The 14,648-nt window shown below is 64.8% G+C and carries 12 protein-coding genes; 8 read left to right on the top strand and 4 right to left on the bottom strand.

From position 1 onward, the window contains the following. Positions 1–56 precede the first annotated feature (56 nt). A complete protein-coding gene (locus tag CIT39_RS24990; protein WP_162308670.1) occupies positions 57–1,415 on the top strand; it encodes a histidine kinase in 1,359 nt (452 codons plus the stop codon). Between the two features lie 54 nt (positions 1,416–1,469). Here CIT39_RS24990 and CIT39_RS24985 read toward each other — a convergent pair whose 3' ends face one another. Then, positions 1,470–2,204 (bottom strand): response regulator transcription factor, encoded by a 735-nt coding sequence (locus tag CIT39_RS24985; protein WP_094971801.1) that lies wholly within the window; start codon positions 2,202–2,204, stop codon positions 1,470–1,472. Position 2,205: 1 nt separating this feature from the next. Next, complete coding sequence (locus tag CIT39_RS24980) at positions 2,206–4,377, bottom strand: PQQ-dependent dehydrogenase, methanol/ethanol family (RefSeq protein WP_094971800.1); 2,172 nt, start codon at positions 4,375–4,377, stop codon at positions 2,206–2,208. Positions 4,378–4,733: 356 nt separating this feature from the next. Between CIT39_RS24980 and CIT39_RS24975 the strand changes: the two genes are divergently transcribed. The 7 genes from CIT39_RS24975 to CIT39_RS24945 all read left to right on the top strand — a co-directional run bounded on the left by CIT39_RS24975 (position 4,734) and on the right by CIT39_RS24945 (position 12,026). Next, positions 4,734–7,181: a TonB-dependent receptor gene (locus CIT39_RS24975; RefSeq protein ID WP_094971799.1), complete on the top strand. Its 2,448-nt coding sequence runs from the start codon at positions 4,734–4,736 to the stop codon at positions 7,179–7,181. A 77-nt stretch (positions 7,182–7,258) separates the two neighbouring features. Further along, on the top strand, positions 7,259–7,621 hold the full coding sequence (locus CIT39_RS24970) for a hypothetical protein (protein WP_094971798.1): 363 nt from the start codon (positions 7,259–7,261) through the stop codon (positions 7,619–7,621). Positions 7,622–7,787: 166 nt separating this feature from the next. Further along, positions 7,788–7,940, top strand: a complete 153-nt coding sequence (locus CIT39_RS24965) for a hypothetical protein (protein ID WP_162308317.1) — start codon at positions 7,788–7,790, stop codon at positions 7,938–7,940. Positions 7,941–8,001: 61 nt separating this feature from the next. Beyond that, the gene (locus CIT39_RS24960; protein WP_162308669.1) at positions 8,002–8,409 is read left to right on the top strand and encodes a hypothetical protein; all 408 of its coding nucleotides are present in this window, start codon (positions 8,002–8,004) and stop codon (positions 8,407–8,409) included. Between the two features lie 150 nt (positions 8,410–8,559). Next, entirely contained in the window at positions 8,560–10,023 is a 1,464-nt protein-coding gene (locus tag CIT39_RS24955) for a GH1 family beta-glucosidase (protein ID WP_094971796.1), read from the top strand. 121 nt (positions 10,024–10,144) lie between these two features. Continuing rightward, positions 10,145–11,380 carry an acetyl-CoA C-acetyltransferase gene (locus tag CIT39_RS24950; RefSeq protein WP_094971795.1) on the top strand — a complete coding sequence of 412 codons (1,236 nt, stop codon included), beginning with the start codon at positions 10,145–10,147 and terminating at the stop codon, positions 11,378–11,380. A 343-nt stretch (positions 11,381–11,723) separates the two neighbouring features. Beyond that, positions 11,724–12,026 (top strand): HU family DNA-binding protein, encoded by a 303-nt coding sequence (locus CIT39_RS24945; protein WP_007601427.1) that lies wholly within the window; start codon positions 11,724–11,726, stop codon positions 12,024–12,026. A gap of 72 nt (positions 12,027–12,098) precedes the next feature. Here the strand turns inward: CIT39_RS24945 and CIT39_RS24940 are convergent, their stop codons facing one another. Both CIT39_RS24940 and lon read right to left on the bottom strand, forming a co-directional pair. After that, a complete protein-coding gene (locus CIT39_RS24940) occupies positions 12,099–12,254 on the bottom strand; it encodes a hypothetical protein (RefSeq protein ID WP_162848670.1) in 156 nt (51 codons plus the stop codon). 5 nt (positions 12,255–12,259) lie between these two features. Next, positions 12,260–14,644, bottom strand: a complete 2,385-nt coding sequence (gene lon / locus CIT39_RS24935; RefSeq protein WP_094971794.1) for an endopeptidase La — start codon at positions 14,642–14,644, stop codon at positions 12,260–12,262. Between the last annotated feature and the right edge of the window lie 4 nt (positions 14,645–14,648).

Below are 14,648 nucleotides of genomic sequence, written 5' to 3'. Positions count from 1 at the left end.
CTGTCAACGCCATCGGACCGGGGCGGGCGAGGCATCGCGAGGCACGGGCGACACCAATGTGGCAAAATCTATCCTTGCGCGGGCGCATCAACCTCTTGCTGGCGCTGCTGCTGGCGCTGGGGCTCGCCGTCAATATCGGCCGCCAGGTCGCGGAGGCAGGTCCGCGGGTGCAGGCCGAGGACCAGAGCGTGATCCGCCTCGCGCGCGAATTCATCGAGATGATCGTTGCCGATCTCAACGAGGCGCCCGATCCGGATGCCAGGCTGAACCAGATCGCGCGCGATCTCAGCCGTCTGCGCCATGTCAGCATCACGCTTCGGGATGCCGCAGGCAATCCGCAGACGCCACCCCGGCTTGATACTGACGCCGACACGCGCGGGCCGCCGGCCTGGTTCGTCGGCCTGGTTCATCCCGAGCAGACCGCGGTGAGCGTACCGGTCTCGATCCACGGCAGGCCCGGCTCGCTCCTGATCACCTCGCATCCCGATGACGAGATCGCGGAGATCTGGGACGGCATCGTGACCCAGCTCGAGGTCGGCTCGGCGATCGCGCTGGCGCTGTTCTTCTTGATGATGAATGTGGTCGGCCGCGCGCTGGCGCCGCTGCAGTCGCTGGCGGAGGCAATGGGGGAGCTGGAAGGCGGACATTACGAGGCCCGTGTCACACCGGGCGGTGCGCCGGAGCTCGCCGTGATCTGCACCAAGCTCAACCACCTCGCCGCAACGCTGGGTGAGGCAGTCGAGGACAAGCGGCGCCTCGCCGAGCGCGCGGTGTCGCTCCAGGACATCGAGCGCAAGGAGATCGCGCGCGAGCTCCACGACGAGTTCGGGCCGTATTTGTTCTCGCTGCGGGCGCATGCCGGCGCGCTGGCGAAGCAGGCGGACGGACGCGTTCCCAGCGCCGAGGCCGTGCGAAAACACGGCAGCGCCATGCTGGAGCAGATCAACGCGCTGCAGCAGTTCAATCGCCGCGTGCTGGAGCGCTTGCGCCCCGTCGGCCTTGCCGAGCTCGGCCTGCGCCAGGCGCTGGAATCGCTGTCGCGGCTGTGGCGGGAATCGCATCCGGATGTCGCGATCGAGACGTCGATCTCACCCGCGCTGGGCGCAACCGGCGAGACCGCCGACCTCACCATCTACCGCATCGTGCAGGAGGCGCTCACCAACGTGTTCCGCCACGCCGGCGCGACCTCGGTCAATGTCGTGATCGAGCCGGCGGAGCAGACGGCGCAGGACGGCCGCGTCTGCGCCCGGGTGCGGGTCAGCGACAATGGCCGCGGCATGGAGCCGGACCAGAAGCTCGGCTTCGGCCTCGTCGGCATGCGGGAGCGGATCCTGGCGCTGGGCGGCACGCTCAACGTCGTCTCCGGCGATGGCGGATTGACGGTGGAGGCACTGGTTCCGACGGCGGTGGCCTGATCTGAACGTGGCGTCTACTGCCTCCGAGCGAGCAACGGACCAAGTGGTCGCGCGTCAATTCGGGCTGTCTTCTCCGTCGGCGAGATCGCGCGCCCGTCGGAGCAGGTCGCTCGTGCGGCGGATACCGAGCTTGGTCCTCGCCTGCTTGATGAGCCGGGCGACAGCCCGAGGCGTGATAGCCAGCTCGTCGGCGATCGCAGGATACGAATGTCCTTGGCCGAGCAGGCCGAGCGCCTCACGCTCTCTTCGTGTCAGTGTGGCTTTTCCGGAAACGACGTGGTCGGGCAGGGTCACGCCGCGCAGGTTGATCCGTTCGTCGACATAGCGATGGCCGAGTCGGACCTGACGCACCGCCTTTGGCAGTTCGTCCGGCGGAGAGTCCTTCAGCAAATATCCGATGGCTCCCGCCTTGATCGCGGACGCGACGATATTTGCGTCGGCATGCATGCTGAAAACCAGGATGCGTGCGAGCGGCGCATCCGAGGAGATGCGGTGCAGCAAGTCGACACCGCCCAGTGCTTCGCCGGGAAAGCTCAAATCGAGGATGACGACTCCCGGCCGGTGCTCCAGGAATGCGTCATAGCCGCTCGGCACGTCGCGCGCGGCGACAACGTCTTCGACGTCCCCCAGCACGATACGGCATGCCTCCGCAATGATGGGATGGTCATCGACGACCAGTATGGAACTCAATGAACCTCCTCGAAATGCATTGTGTTTCAGAGGATTGAGGCGTGTTGCGAACTTCGCATCCACCGGCTGCGGCAAGGCCTGCCGCAGCCGTGCCGCCATGTCATTTCTTCGGCCGTATCGCGTCGGCGGTGCCTTGGATGAAGGCCTGGATCTTCACGACGTCGGCTTCCGTCAGCTTGCCCGTGAAGTCCGGCATGCCTTTGTCGCGGAACGGTCCCTTGAAGACGATGTCCTTGAGGTTGGCGATCTCCGCCGCGGGTACGTAGCCGAGATTGCGGACGTTGCCGCCCTTGTCGACGCCGGGCACACCATGGCATGTGGCGCAGGCGGCAACGTAGAGGGCCGTTCCTTCCGGCACGTCCTTGGGATCGTACTTCACGCCCTGGAGCAGGCCTTCGGTCTGGTACTTCACGAATTCCGGAAGCGGCGCCTTGCCGTTGAGCGCGAACGTGTAGACCGTGCCCGGGTTTTGCCGCTCGGTCGCCCGCTGCGCCATGCCGTAGACGCCGCCCCAGCCGACGGCGATCGAGACGTACTGCACGCCATCGAGCAGGTAGGTCGAAGCCGCCGCGACCACGCCGGTGCCGGTCGGTGTTTCCCACAGCGTCTTGCCCGTCATGGCGTCATAGGCGACGAAGCGTCCGTCCGCGGTGCCCTGGAAAACCAGGTTTCCGGCCGTGGTCAACGTTCCGCCGTTCCATGGCGAAGGGTATTCGACGCGCCAGGCTTCCTTCTGCTTGACCGGATCCCACGCGACCAGCCGTCCGAACGGAAGACTCTTGGGCGGCTCTCCGTTGAGCACGAAGCCGACATTCCAGCCGGTGGTGCCGCCGAATTTGCCCGGCGTTGCGGCATTCTGCTTGAAGCTCTTTTCCGGAATGAGATTCAACGGCACGTTCTGGGCCGGCAGATAGACGAGGCCGGTCTGCGGGTTGAACGACATTGGATGCCAGTTGTGGGCACCGTAGGGTCCGGGGATCGAGTCGTAGGCTGCTTCGCCACGCGCGGCCGGCACCTCGATCGGGCGGCCGTTGGTGTCGTAGCCAGTGGCCCAGTTCACATCGACGAAATTCTTCGCCGAGATGAATTTGCCGTTGGTGCGGTCGATCACGAAGAAGAAGCCGTTCTTGGGCGCGTGCAGGATGACCTTGCGCGGGGCGCCGTCGATGCTGATGTCGGCGAGGATCATCGGCTGGGTCGAGGTGTAGTCCCAGTGGTCGCCGGGCGTTTCCTGATAATGCCAGGCGTATTTTCCGGTGTCGGCGTTCAGTGCGACGATGGAGGCGAGGTAGAGGTTGTCGCCGCCGGCGGGACTGCGCACATTTCTGTTCCAGGGCGAGCCGTTGCCGGTGCCGATGTAGACGAGATTGAGGTCGGGGTCGAAGGTGATGGTGTCCCACGGCGTGCCGCCGCCGCCGTTGAGCCAGTACTTGCCGGCGGGGTCCCACGTCTTGGCCGCCTTCTCCATCGATTCGTCCTCGAACGGCTTCGAGGGATCGCCCGGCACGGTGAACCAGCGCCAGAGCTGGTTGCCGCTTTCGGCATCGTAGGCGGTGACGTAGCCGCGCGCGCCATATTCGGCGCCGCCTTGTCCGATCACCACCTTGCCGTTGAAGACGCGCGGCGCGCCTGTGATGGTATAGGAATGCTCGTGGTCGAGCAGGGTGTCCTTTTCCCAGACCTTCTTACCCGTTGCGGAATCAAGCGCGATCAGGCGCCCGTCGTAAGCCGCCACGAACACCTTGCCCTTGTAGAGTGCGACGCCGCGGTTGACGACGTCGCAGCAGCCCTTGAAGCCGAGTTCGCGGTTGACCTGGGGATCGAACGTCCAGATGCGCTTGCCCGTGCGCGCGTCGATCGCGTGCACGACGCTCCACGATGCCGTCTGGTACATGATGCCGTCGACGACGACCGGTGTGGCTTCGACGCCGCGTGAAGATTCGAGATTGTAGGTCCAGACGAGGCCGAGGCCTTTGACGTTGTCGGCCGTGATCTGATTGAGCTTCGAAAAGCGCGTCTCGGCATAGTCGAGACCGATCGTGGGCCAATTGCTGGACGTCGCGGTGTTGGCCTTGATGTAGGCGCTGTCAACCTGGGATGTGATGGCTTTGATGCTCTCTGGCGTCGGACTTTTTGCGCCGTCCTGGGCCAGAACCGCCGTCGTCGATGCCGCAACGCCGAGGCCGATGACAAGGCTGGTCCAGGTTCTCTGCAACGTCAGGGGTCGCGTTGCGGGCCGAATGGAAAAGCGAGCCCAACATGTCTGAGCCATCGTGTCCTCCCGAATTATTGCTTGCCGCAAAAGCACCCCGCCACGGGGGCGGGGTGAGTCTACGGATGAATGACTCGTGACCTAAGTCGCGACGTCGAATCGAGGATTGCACGGAGGCTGTTCGCGAAGTTCGGCAAAATGTCTCGCCGCGACCGGGAATAGTTCCCATTACGGCAAGATGGACAGCGGCTCCCGCCCGCCAATTGAATCGGGAATAATTCCCGATTTGATCGGGAATTCGTGCTCCGGACGGGCCTGACCTTTTACGGCTGGTGCTTTTCGGCGGTTGGCTTGTATCGTTTGCTCAACCGGCGGGGAAACAAATAGCCGGACAAGAGGGTACGGGTGGAGGCGGCATGCGCGTTCGCGGTCTGATCATCATTTCAATTTCCACGGGAATGGTCGTGGCAACCGACGCGGCTGCCGCGCAGGACGAGGAGACCAACGTCCAGAATCTGCCGCCGGTCGAAGTCGCAGCGCCACCGCCGTCGGTGGCCAGGCGTACCGCGCCGACGCGGCCGGTCGCGCGCATAGGGGCGCCGTCGTCCGCCGCTCCGAAGACGCGGCTTTACGTCTACCCGACCGCGCCGGGCATGGGCCGCGGCCTCGACGTCGATAAAGTGCCGTCGGCGATCAACGCCGTCGATGCCAGCCAGATCAAGCGCACCGGATCGCTGAACGTCACCGACGCGCTGCGCGACAATATCGCCGGCGTCAACATCACCGAGGTCACCGGCAATCCATTCCAGCCGGATGTCGAATTCCGCGGCTTCGTCGCTTCGCCCGTGGTGGGCACGCCGCAGGGCCTTGCGGTGTATCAGAACGGCGTCCGCATCAACGAAGCGTTCTCGGATGCCGTCAACTGGGACCTGATCCCGACCGCCGCCATCAGGTCGGTAACGCTGGTGACCAACAACCCGGCGTTCGGCCTCAACGCGCTAGGCGGCGCGCTCAACCTGCAAATGAAGGACGGTTTCACCTATCAGGGCGCCGAGGTCGACGTGATGGGCGGTTCGTTCGGTCGCATCCAGGGCTCGGCGCAATGGGGCAAGCAGGTCGATCAGAATTACGCGGTCTACGCCGCGCTCGAAGGCCTGCGCGACAACGGTTTCCGCAATTTCTCCCAATCGACCGTTCGGCGCTTCTACGGCGATGTCGGTTACAGGGCTGGCGACAGCGAATTCCACGTCAACATGGGTGCCGCCAAGAACAAATTTGGTGCAAGCGCCACCGTCCCGGCCGAGTTGCTGGATAAATACTGGGGCGCGACCTACACGACGCCGCAGACCACCTCCAATCGCGTCGGCTATCTCAATCTGACCGGAAAAGTCGATGCGACGCCGACCTGGACTTTCGAAGGCAGCGCCCGTGTGCGCAGGTTCGAGCAGAACATCGTCGACGGCAATCCAACAGACGTGGAGGAGTGCGCTGCAGATGCGACGCTGCTCTGCTTCGGCGACGACACCTCACCCGCCAACGGCGCCGGCGGCGGTCAGCTCGCCAACCCCTATGCGCCGGGAACGATCCTCGGCGCGATCGACCGGGGCTCGATCCGTTCGTCCACATTCGGCGTCTCGGGGCAGGCCACCAACACCGATCAACTGTTCGGCCATGACAACCGCTTCGTGATGGGTTCAACCTATGACGCCAGCGTTACGCGCTACAACGCCAGTTCCGAAATCGGCTCGATGGGAGAGAACTACGTCGTCAGCGGCAGCGGCGTCTTCCTGGGGCCGACCCCCGCGGCAGATCCCGTTGCCGGTCCCGTGTCGCTGCGAACCGTCAATCAGTATAATGGCCTCTACGCGATGGATACGTTCAACGTCACGGACGCGTTCGCCATCACGGGCGGCGGTCGCTTCAACGCGGCGCGGATCTCGCTCGAAGATCAGCTCGGGACTGCGCTGAACGGATATCACACTTTCACCCGTTTCAATCCGATCATTGGCGGCACTTACAAGATCACGCCGGGATTGACCGCCTATGCCGGCTATTCCGAGGCTAACCGCGTGCCGACGCCGCTCGAGCTCGGCTGCGCGGATCCCGCCAGGCCCTGTCTCATCGCGGCCTTCCTGGTTGCGGATCCGCCGTTGAAGCAGGTCGTCTCCAAGACCGTGGAGGCCGGCTTCCGCGGCACCAAGGAACTGAACATCGGCACTCTGGGATGGAAGATCGGCGGCTTCCGCGCCACCAATCACGACGACATCATGGCGGTGCCGGTCGTTGGCCGGACCGGCTTCGGCTATTTCTCAAACGTCGGCCGGACACGGCGGCAGGGGCTCGAGGCCGAAGTCAACATCAAGTCGCCCACGCTTCAGTTCCAGGCGAGCTACGCCTTCGTCGATGCGCGCTTCCTCGATCCGCTCGAGCTCGGCTCGGAGAGCCCGTTCGCCGATGATGCCAGCGAGACCATCCAGGTCAGGCCCGGCAACCAGATTCCCGCGATTCCGCGCCACCGCGTCAAGGTCGGCGTCGATTACGCCGTGACCGACGTCTGGAAGGTCGGCGGCAACGCGCTGTTCGTCTCCAGCCAATACATCGTCGGCGACGAGTCGAACCAGTTCGCGAAGCTGCCGTCCTACACGGTGTTCAATCTCCACACCTCCTACCAGGTCGCGAAGAACATCCAGCTTTACGGCCGCGTCGACAACATCTTCGACAGGCGCTACGCCACCTACGGACAATTCTTCGACCGCGAGGCCTTGCCCAACTTCACCAACGGCGGCAACGACTTCACCGACCCGCGCTCGCTGAGCCCGGCAAGGCCGCGCGCGTTCTACGCGGGGATGCGGGTGACCTTCTAGGAACGGCCCCGGCCGGAGGCAGCGCCTCTTGTTCCGCGATGGCGCACGCTGAGCTTGCAGAATATCCCGCCTCCGGCATGATGGCTTCGGAGGCTCGCTTTGCTGTGGCGTTGAAGAATCCGGACGCCGTCGCTGCTATCGTTACAGCGCTTCGGCACGTCTACGGTGACGAGATCGCGCGACTTTTGCTCGTCGAGGGCATGAGCCTCGCCGACCTCATCGATGCGATGTTTTCTGCGCCCTTGACGCACCGCGAGGCCGTTCGGGATATCACCGACGGATTGGACGATTTTGTCATTTCGCCGGACCTGGGTCTGATGTGGCACCTCAAATACATCTATGCAGACGAGCCCGGCTCTCTGCACGTCGTGGACATGGAGATCGCCACGCCGAACGGCACGCTGGCAAGCAGAGACGTCTGGCTTCGTCTGCCCTCCTAGAGGAGAGGCCGCCCTCGGGACGATGTGGCCCGGCGCGGCCGAAGTTCCGTGCGGCGCTGGCTTCACCAACCGGAAACCATGTCAAATGATCTTAAAATTTTAATGCAACTGCCCGGCGCTCTCCGCGTCAGTTCGTCGGAGGGCCCGTGTGATGACAGAGCGCCAATTGACCGAGCAGGAGTGCCAGATCGCGCGTTATCGGTATTTGGAGCGGGAGGTGACGGATCCGCTTGCCGCGTGCCTGCTTCACGGCATCGTCGAAGAGCTTGAAGCCGAGCTGCGCAGGCAAAGGCCGGATTGGCACGGGCCGCGCGATTAACGCTTTCTTAGCGCTATTCATGCGGATTGTCGCACGGGAATGGCCAAGGGAGACTGCTCCCATGCTGAAGGACGGCACATATGCGGCGTGGTACGAGACGCCGCTCGACCAGGGTACCGGGATCGTTCATCTCGCGGACGGGCAGATCTGGGGTCGTGACAGCCTGATGACGTATCACGGCTCGTGCCGGGTCGATGGAGATCGCTTCACCGCCACCGTAACAGCGAAGCGTCATACCGACGGACGTGTAACGGTGTTCGGCGTGGATGACGACCTCACTTTGGATATCGAGGGAAACTGCCCCGGCAAGATCGCGACTTACACCGCGACGACACGACAAGTGCCCGGAATGATCCTCAAGGGCACGCTCATCCTGACCGAACAGCAGCCGCCGGCACCGGGACGAACCGAGCAGTTCCCGGCGTTCAATCCCGGCAAGCTGCCAAAGCTGCCGAAGCGCTCGCGCTGATCGCGGAGGCCGGCGCGGGGCTGGCCCGCATCCATATGTCGCGCCCCCGGCCGCGCGATTCCGTATCCGGCTTGTTCCAAAGCTTGCTTCTCAAACCGCCATGGACTCGCCATTGTGCGTCCGCAACATTTTGGAAGCGGAGAAGCATCGATGTCGGACAAGGTCTCGCGCCGCCGGTTCGCGAAACTCGCGGGGCTGTCTGCAGCCGGCTTGACCGGTTCGCTCGGCGCGGCCGAAGCCCGGCCGGCATCGCCGCCGCGCGCCGGCGGCGGCTTTCCGGCCGGCTTCGTCTGGGGCACGGCGACCTCGTCCTATCAGATCGAGGGCGCGGTCAACGAGGACGGGCGAGGGGCCTCGATCTGGGACAAGTTCGTGCGCATCCCCGGCAAGATCGAGGACGGTACCACCGGCGACCGCGCCAATGAGCACTATCACCGCTACAAGGAGGACATCGCGCTGATCAAGGCGCTCGGCTGCAAGGCCTATCGCTTCTCGGTGGCCTGGCCGCGGCTGTTCCCGGACGGCGACGGCAAGCCGAACCCGAAGGGACTCGATTTCTACAATCGCCTGGTCGACGAGCTCCTGAAGAACGGCATCGAGCCGTGGCTGACGCTCTATCACTGGGACCTGCCGCAATCGCTGCAGGATCGCTTCGGCGGCTGGCGCTCGACCGAGACCTGCAAGATCTTCGGCGACTACGCCGCCTACGTCGCCCGGCATCTGACCGACCGCGTCAAGAACGTGTTCACGCTGAACGAGAGCGGCCGCTTCGTCTATTTCGGTTACGGCATCGGCATCGACGCGCCGGGCGTGACGCTGCCGCAGGCCGAGGTCAACCAGATCAGGCACAACAGCGCGCTGGCGCACGGGCTCGCGGTGCAGGCGGTGCGCGCCCATGGCCGCCGCGGCACCAAGGTGGGGCCGGCCGAGAACATCGATGCCTGCGCGCCCGCCATCGACACCCCGGAGAACGTTCGCGCCGCCGAGATCGCGCTGCGCGAGATGAATGCCGGCTATCTCAACGTCATCATGACGGGCCGCTACACCGACGCCTTCCTGAAATTCGCCGGGCCCAACGCGCCGAAATTCACCGATGCGGAGCTGAAGATCATCTCCTCGCCGGTCGATTTCCTCGGCCTCAACATCTACGCGCCGCAGAATTATGTGGTGGCGTCCGACCAGGGCGCGGGCTTCATGCCGCTGCCGATCCCGAAATCGTTCCCGCACATGAACTCGGACTGGCTGCGCGTCGGGCCGGAGACGCTCTATTGGGTGCCGAAGCTGGCGGCGAAGATCTGGAAGACGGACGCGATCTACATCAGCGAGAACGGCGCCTCCGGCGACGACGCCGTCACGCCGGACGGCAAGATCTACGACACCGACCGCATCATGTATCTGCGCAACTATCTCGCCCAGCTGCAGCGCGCCACCGCTGAGGGCGTGCCCGTCCGCGGCTATTTCCTCTGGAGCCTGATGGACAATTTCGAGTGGGTGTACGGGTTGAACAAGCGCTTCGGGCTATACCACGTCAATTTCGACACCCAGGTGCGTACGCCCAAACTCAGCGCCAGTTTCTACCGCAACGTGATCGCGACGAACGCGGCGGGGGCGTAGCCGGTTTCGCAAACCGCGCAGCGGAAAATCCGGGTGCGAAGCGGTAAACGTCTCGCATTGACTCTCCTCTCCCTCTTATTCAGAACCGTCCTCAACAACCCACAGCAAGAGGACAACGCCAATGGCTGACGCGCTGATCATCGATGCCTGCCGGACCCCGCGCGGCGTCGGCAAGGCCGGCAAGGGAGCACTCTCCGGCATTCATCCGCAGCAGCTCGGTGCCACCGTGCTGCGGGCGCTCGCGACGCGTACCGGCATCGACACGGCCGATGTCGACGACATCGTCTGGGGCTGCAGCGCGCAGGTCGCGACCCAAAGCGGCGATCTCGGCCGGATGTCGGCGCTCGATGCCGGCTACGACGTGCGCGCCAGCGCCGTGACGCTCGACCGCTTCTGCGGAAGCGGCATCACCAGCGTCAACATGGCGGCATCCTCGATCATGGCGGGCGCGGAAGACCTCGTCATCGCCGGCGGCTGCGAGATGATGTCGATGGAAGGACGCCGCGGCGGCAGCGGGCCGATGATGATGGATAGCGGCAATCTGCGCCTGCGCGCGCGGCATCCGCAATCGCATCAGGGCGTCTGCGCGGATGCGATCGCAACGCTCGAAGGCATCACGCGGCGGGACGTCGATGCGCTCGGGCTCGAGAGCCAGAAGCGCGCCGCGCACGCGATCGCGAACGGCCACTTCGACAAGAGCCTCGTGCCGGTGCATCGCGAGGACGGCAGCCTTGCGCTCGACCACGAGGAATATCCGCGGCCGCAAACCACGATGGAGGGGCTGAGCGCTCTGAAGCCGGCATTCCCGGCAATCGCCGACTATGCGATCGATGACAAGGGCACGACCTATCGCGGTCTGATCCTCCAGAAATATCCGGATCTGAACATCGACTTCATGCACCACGCCGGCAACTCCTCCGGCGTCGTCGACGGTGCCGCTGCGATTCTGCTGGCCTCGCCCGCTTACGCCAGGGCGCACGGCCTCAAGCCCCGCGCCCGTGTCGTCGCGATGGCGAACATGGGGGACTCCCCGACCCTGATGCTGAACGCGCCGGTGCCGGCCACGCGCAAGGTGTTGGCGAAGGCGGGGCTGACCGTCGACGACATCGACCTGTTCGAGATCAACGAGGCGTTTGCGGTGGTGGCGGAAAAATATGTCCGCGACCTCGATCTCGATCGCGCCAAGGTCAACGTCAACGGCGGCTCGATCGCGCTCGGCCATCCCATCGGTGCCACCGGCTCGATCCTGATCGGCACCGTGCTCGACGAACTCGAACGGCGCGATCTCAAGCGTGGTCTCGTCACCATGTGCGCCGCCGGCGGCATGGCGCCGGCCATCATCATCGAGCGCATCTAGCCAATCATCCCCTCGCTTTCTCCCTGTTTTTACGGGGAGGAAGGCCGCGACATGCACTCCGGACCTTATTTTTCAGGGTGAATCACGATCGACCTCTCACAAAGAAGCACCTCGTCGCTTGTCGAAAGCCGCGAATCAGTTTTAGCAAGGTTGCGTGCGGGCCTTTGAAACAAGGCAAAATCCACTGATCGAGGCTTCTCCCGCTCAGGAAGTAGCTAAAAAGCAGGGTTTTTTGCCACAGAGGGCCAAAAATGCCCGTAAAACCGCGACAAAACTGTGCAGAAGGCTACAGGCCTTCGCTGGTTGGTCTAATATGCAGCCGTCACGAATCAGAGGAGACACGATGGCAACCCAAATGTCGAAATCGCAGCTGATCGAAAAGATTGCGACCACCACCGAGCTTTCCAAGCGCGACGTCAAGAGCGTCATGGAGACGCTGACCGACGTTGGTCACAAGGAGCTCAAGAAGAACGGCCTGTTCCTGGTGCCGGGCTTCGCCAAGTTCGTGGTCATCAAGAAGCCCGCGACCAAGGCTCGCAAGGGCACCAACCCGTTCACGGGTGAAGAGATGATGTTCAAGGCCAAGCCGGCCCGCAAGATCGTCCGCGCCCGCCCGGTCAAGGCGGCCAAGGACGCCGTGGGCTAACGACGCAAAGGCCCCCTCGGGTAGGAGGGGGCCTTTTGATTGGGGCAGCCGCGAGGGCCTGAGACGGAGGGCTCAACCCTTGCGGCGCTTCACCCGGACCGGGATCGGCTGAAGCCGCGGTTCGGGCCCTGCGAGCGCATCGCGCACCCGATCGATGGCACGATCGAGCAATTGGCGCAGCTTCTGCGTCTTCCGCGATCGCTTCGCATCTTCCAGCAGTTTCTTCATCGTACTCACTCCGCCGCTGCACCGATTTGAGCTTCGACCGGCTCGAGCGCGGCGGCGATGGCTTCGTCGACGCGCTCCAGCCAGATGAATTCGAGGTTGTCCCGCGCGCTCTTCGGGATGTCGTCATAGTCCCGCTTGTTGCGCGCCGGCAGCATCACCCGCTTCAGGCCGGCAGCGGCCGCAGCCACCACCTTCTCCTTGATGCCGCCGACCGGCAGCACCAGGCCGCGCAGCGAGATCTCGCCGGTCATGGCGGTGTCGCTGCGCACCGTGCGGTTGGTGAGCAGGGACGTCAGCGCCGTGAACATCGCAACGCCCGCGCTCGGTCCGTCCTTCGGGGTTGCGCCCGCCGGAACGTGAACGTGGATGTCGCTCTTCTCGAACACCGACTGATCGATGCCGAGTTGCGTGGCCTTGCTCTTCACCAGGGTCAGCGCAGCCTGCACGCTCTCGCGCATGACCTCGCCGAGCTGACCGGTCAGGATCATGCCGCCCCGGCCCGGGACGCGCGAGGCCTCGATGAACAGGATGTCGCCGCCGACAGGCGTCCAGGCAAGGCCGGTGGCCACGCCCGGAATGCTGGTGCGCTGCGCGATCTCGCCCTCGAAGCGCGGCTGGCCGAGCACGGTGGCGATATCCTTCACCCCCACCACGACCTTGGCAGCCGTGCCCTCGGCGACCTGCACCGCGGCATGCCGGAACAGCTTGCCGATCTCGCGCTCGAGGTTACGCACGCCCGCCTCGCGGGTGTAGCCCTTGACCACCAGCTTCAGCGCTTCCGGCTCGATCTCGGCCTGCTCGGCCGTCAAGCCGTTGGCCTCGAGCTGCCGCCGCACCAGATAGCGCTTCGCGATCTCCAGCTTCTCCTCCTCGGTGTAGCCGGCGAGGCTGATCAGCTCCATGCGATCCAGCAGCGGACCTGGGATCTGGTCCAGCATGTTGGCGGTCGCGATGAAGACCACGCGCGAGAGGTCGAAGGGCACGGCCAGGTAATTATCCCGGAACGTCCCGTTCTGCTCGGGGTCGAGCACCTCCAGCATGGCGGCCGAGGGATCGCCCTGCACGCCACGGCCCATCTTGTCGATCTCGTCCAGCATCATGACGCAGTTGCGGCTGCCGGCCTTCTTGATGCCCTGGATGATGTTGCCCGGCAGGGCGCCGATATAGGTGCGGCGGTGACCGCGGATCTCGGCCTCGTCATGCACGCCGCCCAGGCTGACGCGCACGAAGGGGCGATCCATCGCGCGTGCGATGGACTGGCCGAGCGAGGTCTTGCCGACGCCGGGCGGGCCGACGAAGCACAGGATCGGCGCCTTGCCCTGCGGTGCCAGCTTCCGCACCGCCAGATATTCGATGATCCGGCCCTTGATCTTCTCCAGGCCGAAATGATCGGCATCCAGGATGGCTCGTGCCGCCTTGATGTCGATCGGCTTCTCCTCGGGCAGCGCCCAGGGCAGCTCGATCAGCCAGTCCAGGTACGTGCGGACCATGCCGGCTTCGCCGGCGGCCTCCGGCATGCGCTCGTAGCGGCGCAGCTCCTTCCTGGCGTGCGCGTCCGCCTCGGGCGGCATGTTGGCCTTGGCAATGGCAGCCGTCAGCTCGGCGACCTCGGCCGCCTTGCCGTCGCCTTCGCCGAGTTGGCGCTGGATGGTCGCCATCTGCTCGCGCAGGATCGCCTCGCGCTGCCGCTCGTCGAAGCTGGCGCGGGTCTTCTGGCCGATTTCATTGCTGATGCGCAGCACCTCCAGCCGCTCGGCCAGATGCTTGGACACCTTCTCGACACGCAAAGCGAGGTCGATGGTCTCCAGGACCTCCTGCTTGTCCTGCGGCTTGATGTCCATGAACGAGGTCGCCAGATCCGCCAGCGCGCCGGGCGCAGTGGTGCCCTGGAACATCGCGGCCAGCTCGGGCGGTGCCTGCGGCAGCAGCTCGATCGCCTCGATCGCCTGGCGCTGCAGGTTCAGCGCGCGCGCCTCGATCTCCGGCGAGGTCGTGGTCGGCTCCGGGATCTGCTGGATCCGCGCGGCCGGGAACGGCGTGCCCGGCAGGAAGTCGAGGATGCGCGCGCGCTGCACGCCCTGGCAGACGATATGATGGGTGCCGTCGGGTGCGGTGATGTAGCGCACGATGTTGGCGATGGTCGCGACCCGATAGAGATCGTCCGGGCCCGGCTCTTCGGTCTCGGGGCTGCGCTGCAGGACGATGCCGATCGGCCGCTGCTCGCGCAGCGCCTGCTGCGCGGCGGCGACCGACTTCGGCCGCGCGATCGCGATCGGCGCGATGGCGCCGGGGAACAGCACCATCTCGCGCACGGGGATGATGATCAGCGCGTCGTCGGGGATCTTCACGTCGTTATTGGTCTGTTCGTTGTTCATCTGTTCGGTGGCCATGATC

It is taken from the genome of Bradyrhizobium symbiodeficiens (assembly GCF_002266465.3).
GTDB classification, from domain to species: Bacteria; Pseudomonadota; Alphaproteobacteria; order Rhizobiales; family Xanthobacteraceae; genus Bradyrhizobium; species Bradyrhizobium symbiodeficiens.
The sequence above is the reverse complement of the archived record's forward strand: the minus strand, read 5'-3'. Positions and strand labels throughout refer to the sequence as shown.

Bases quoted from the DNA above. Each gene is read 5' to 3' on its own strand.
- CIT39_RS24950 (WP_094971795.1), top strand. From the start codon at position 10,145: ATGGCTGACGCGCTGATCATCGATGCCTGCCGGACCCCGCGCGGCGTC.
- CIT39_RS24960 (WP_162308669.1), top strand. From the start codon at position 8,002: ATGCTGAAGGACGGCACATATGCGGCGTGGTACGAGACGCCGCTCGAC.
- CIT39_RS24940 (WP_162848670.1), bottom strand. From the start codon at position 12,254: ATGAAGAAACTGCTGGAAGATGCGAAGCGATCGCGGAAGACGCAGAAG.
- CIT39_RS24970 (WP_094971798.1), top strand. From the start codon at position 7,259: ATGATGGCTTCGGAGGCTCGCTTTGCTGTGGCGTTGAAGAATCCGGAC.
- CIT39_RS24945 (WP_007601427.1), top strand. From the start codon at position 11,724: ATGGCAACCCAAATGTCGAAATCGCAGCTGATCGAAAAGATTGCGACC.
- CIT39_RS24955 (WP_094971796.1), top strand. From the start codon at position 8,560: ATGTCGGACAAGGTCTCGCGCCGCCGGTTCGCGAAACTCGCGGGGCTG.
- CIT39_RS24990 (WP_162308670.1), top strand. From the start codon at position 57: ATGTGGCAAAATCTATCCTTGCGCGGGCGCATCAACCTCTTGCTGGCG.
- CIT39_RS24985 (WP_094971801.1), bottom strand. From the start codon at position 2,204: ATGGCGGCACGGCTGCGGCAGGCCTTGCCGCAGCCGGTGGATGCGAAG.
- CIT39_RS24975 (WP_094971799.1), top strand. From the start codon at position 4,734: ATGCGCGTTCGCGGTCTGATCATCATTTCAATTTCCACGGGAATGGTC.
- lon (WP_094971794.1), bottom strand. From the start codon at position 14,644: ATGGCCACCGAACAGATGAACAACGAACAGACCAATAACGACGTGAAG.
- CIT39_RS24980 (WP_094971800.1), bottom strand. From the start codon at position 4,377: ATGGCTCAGACATGTTGGGCTCGCTTTTCCATTCGGCCCGCAACGCGA.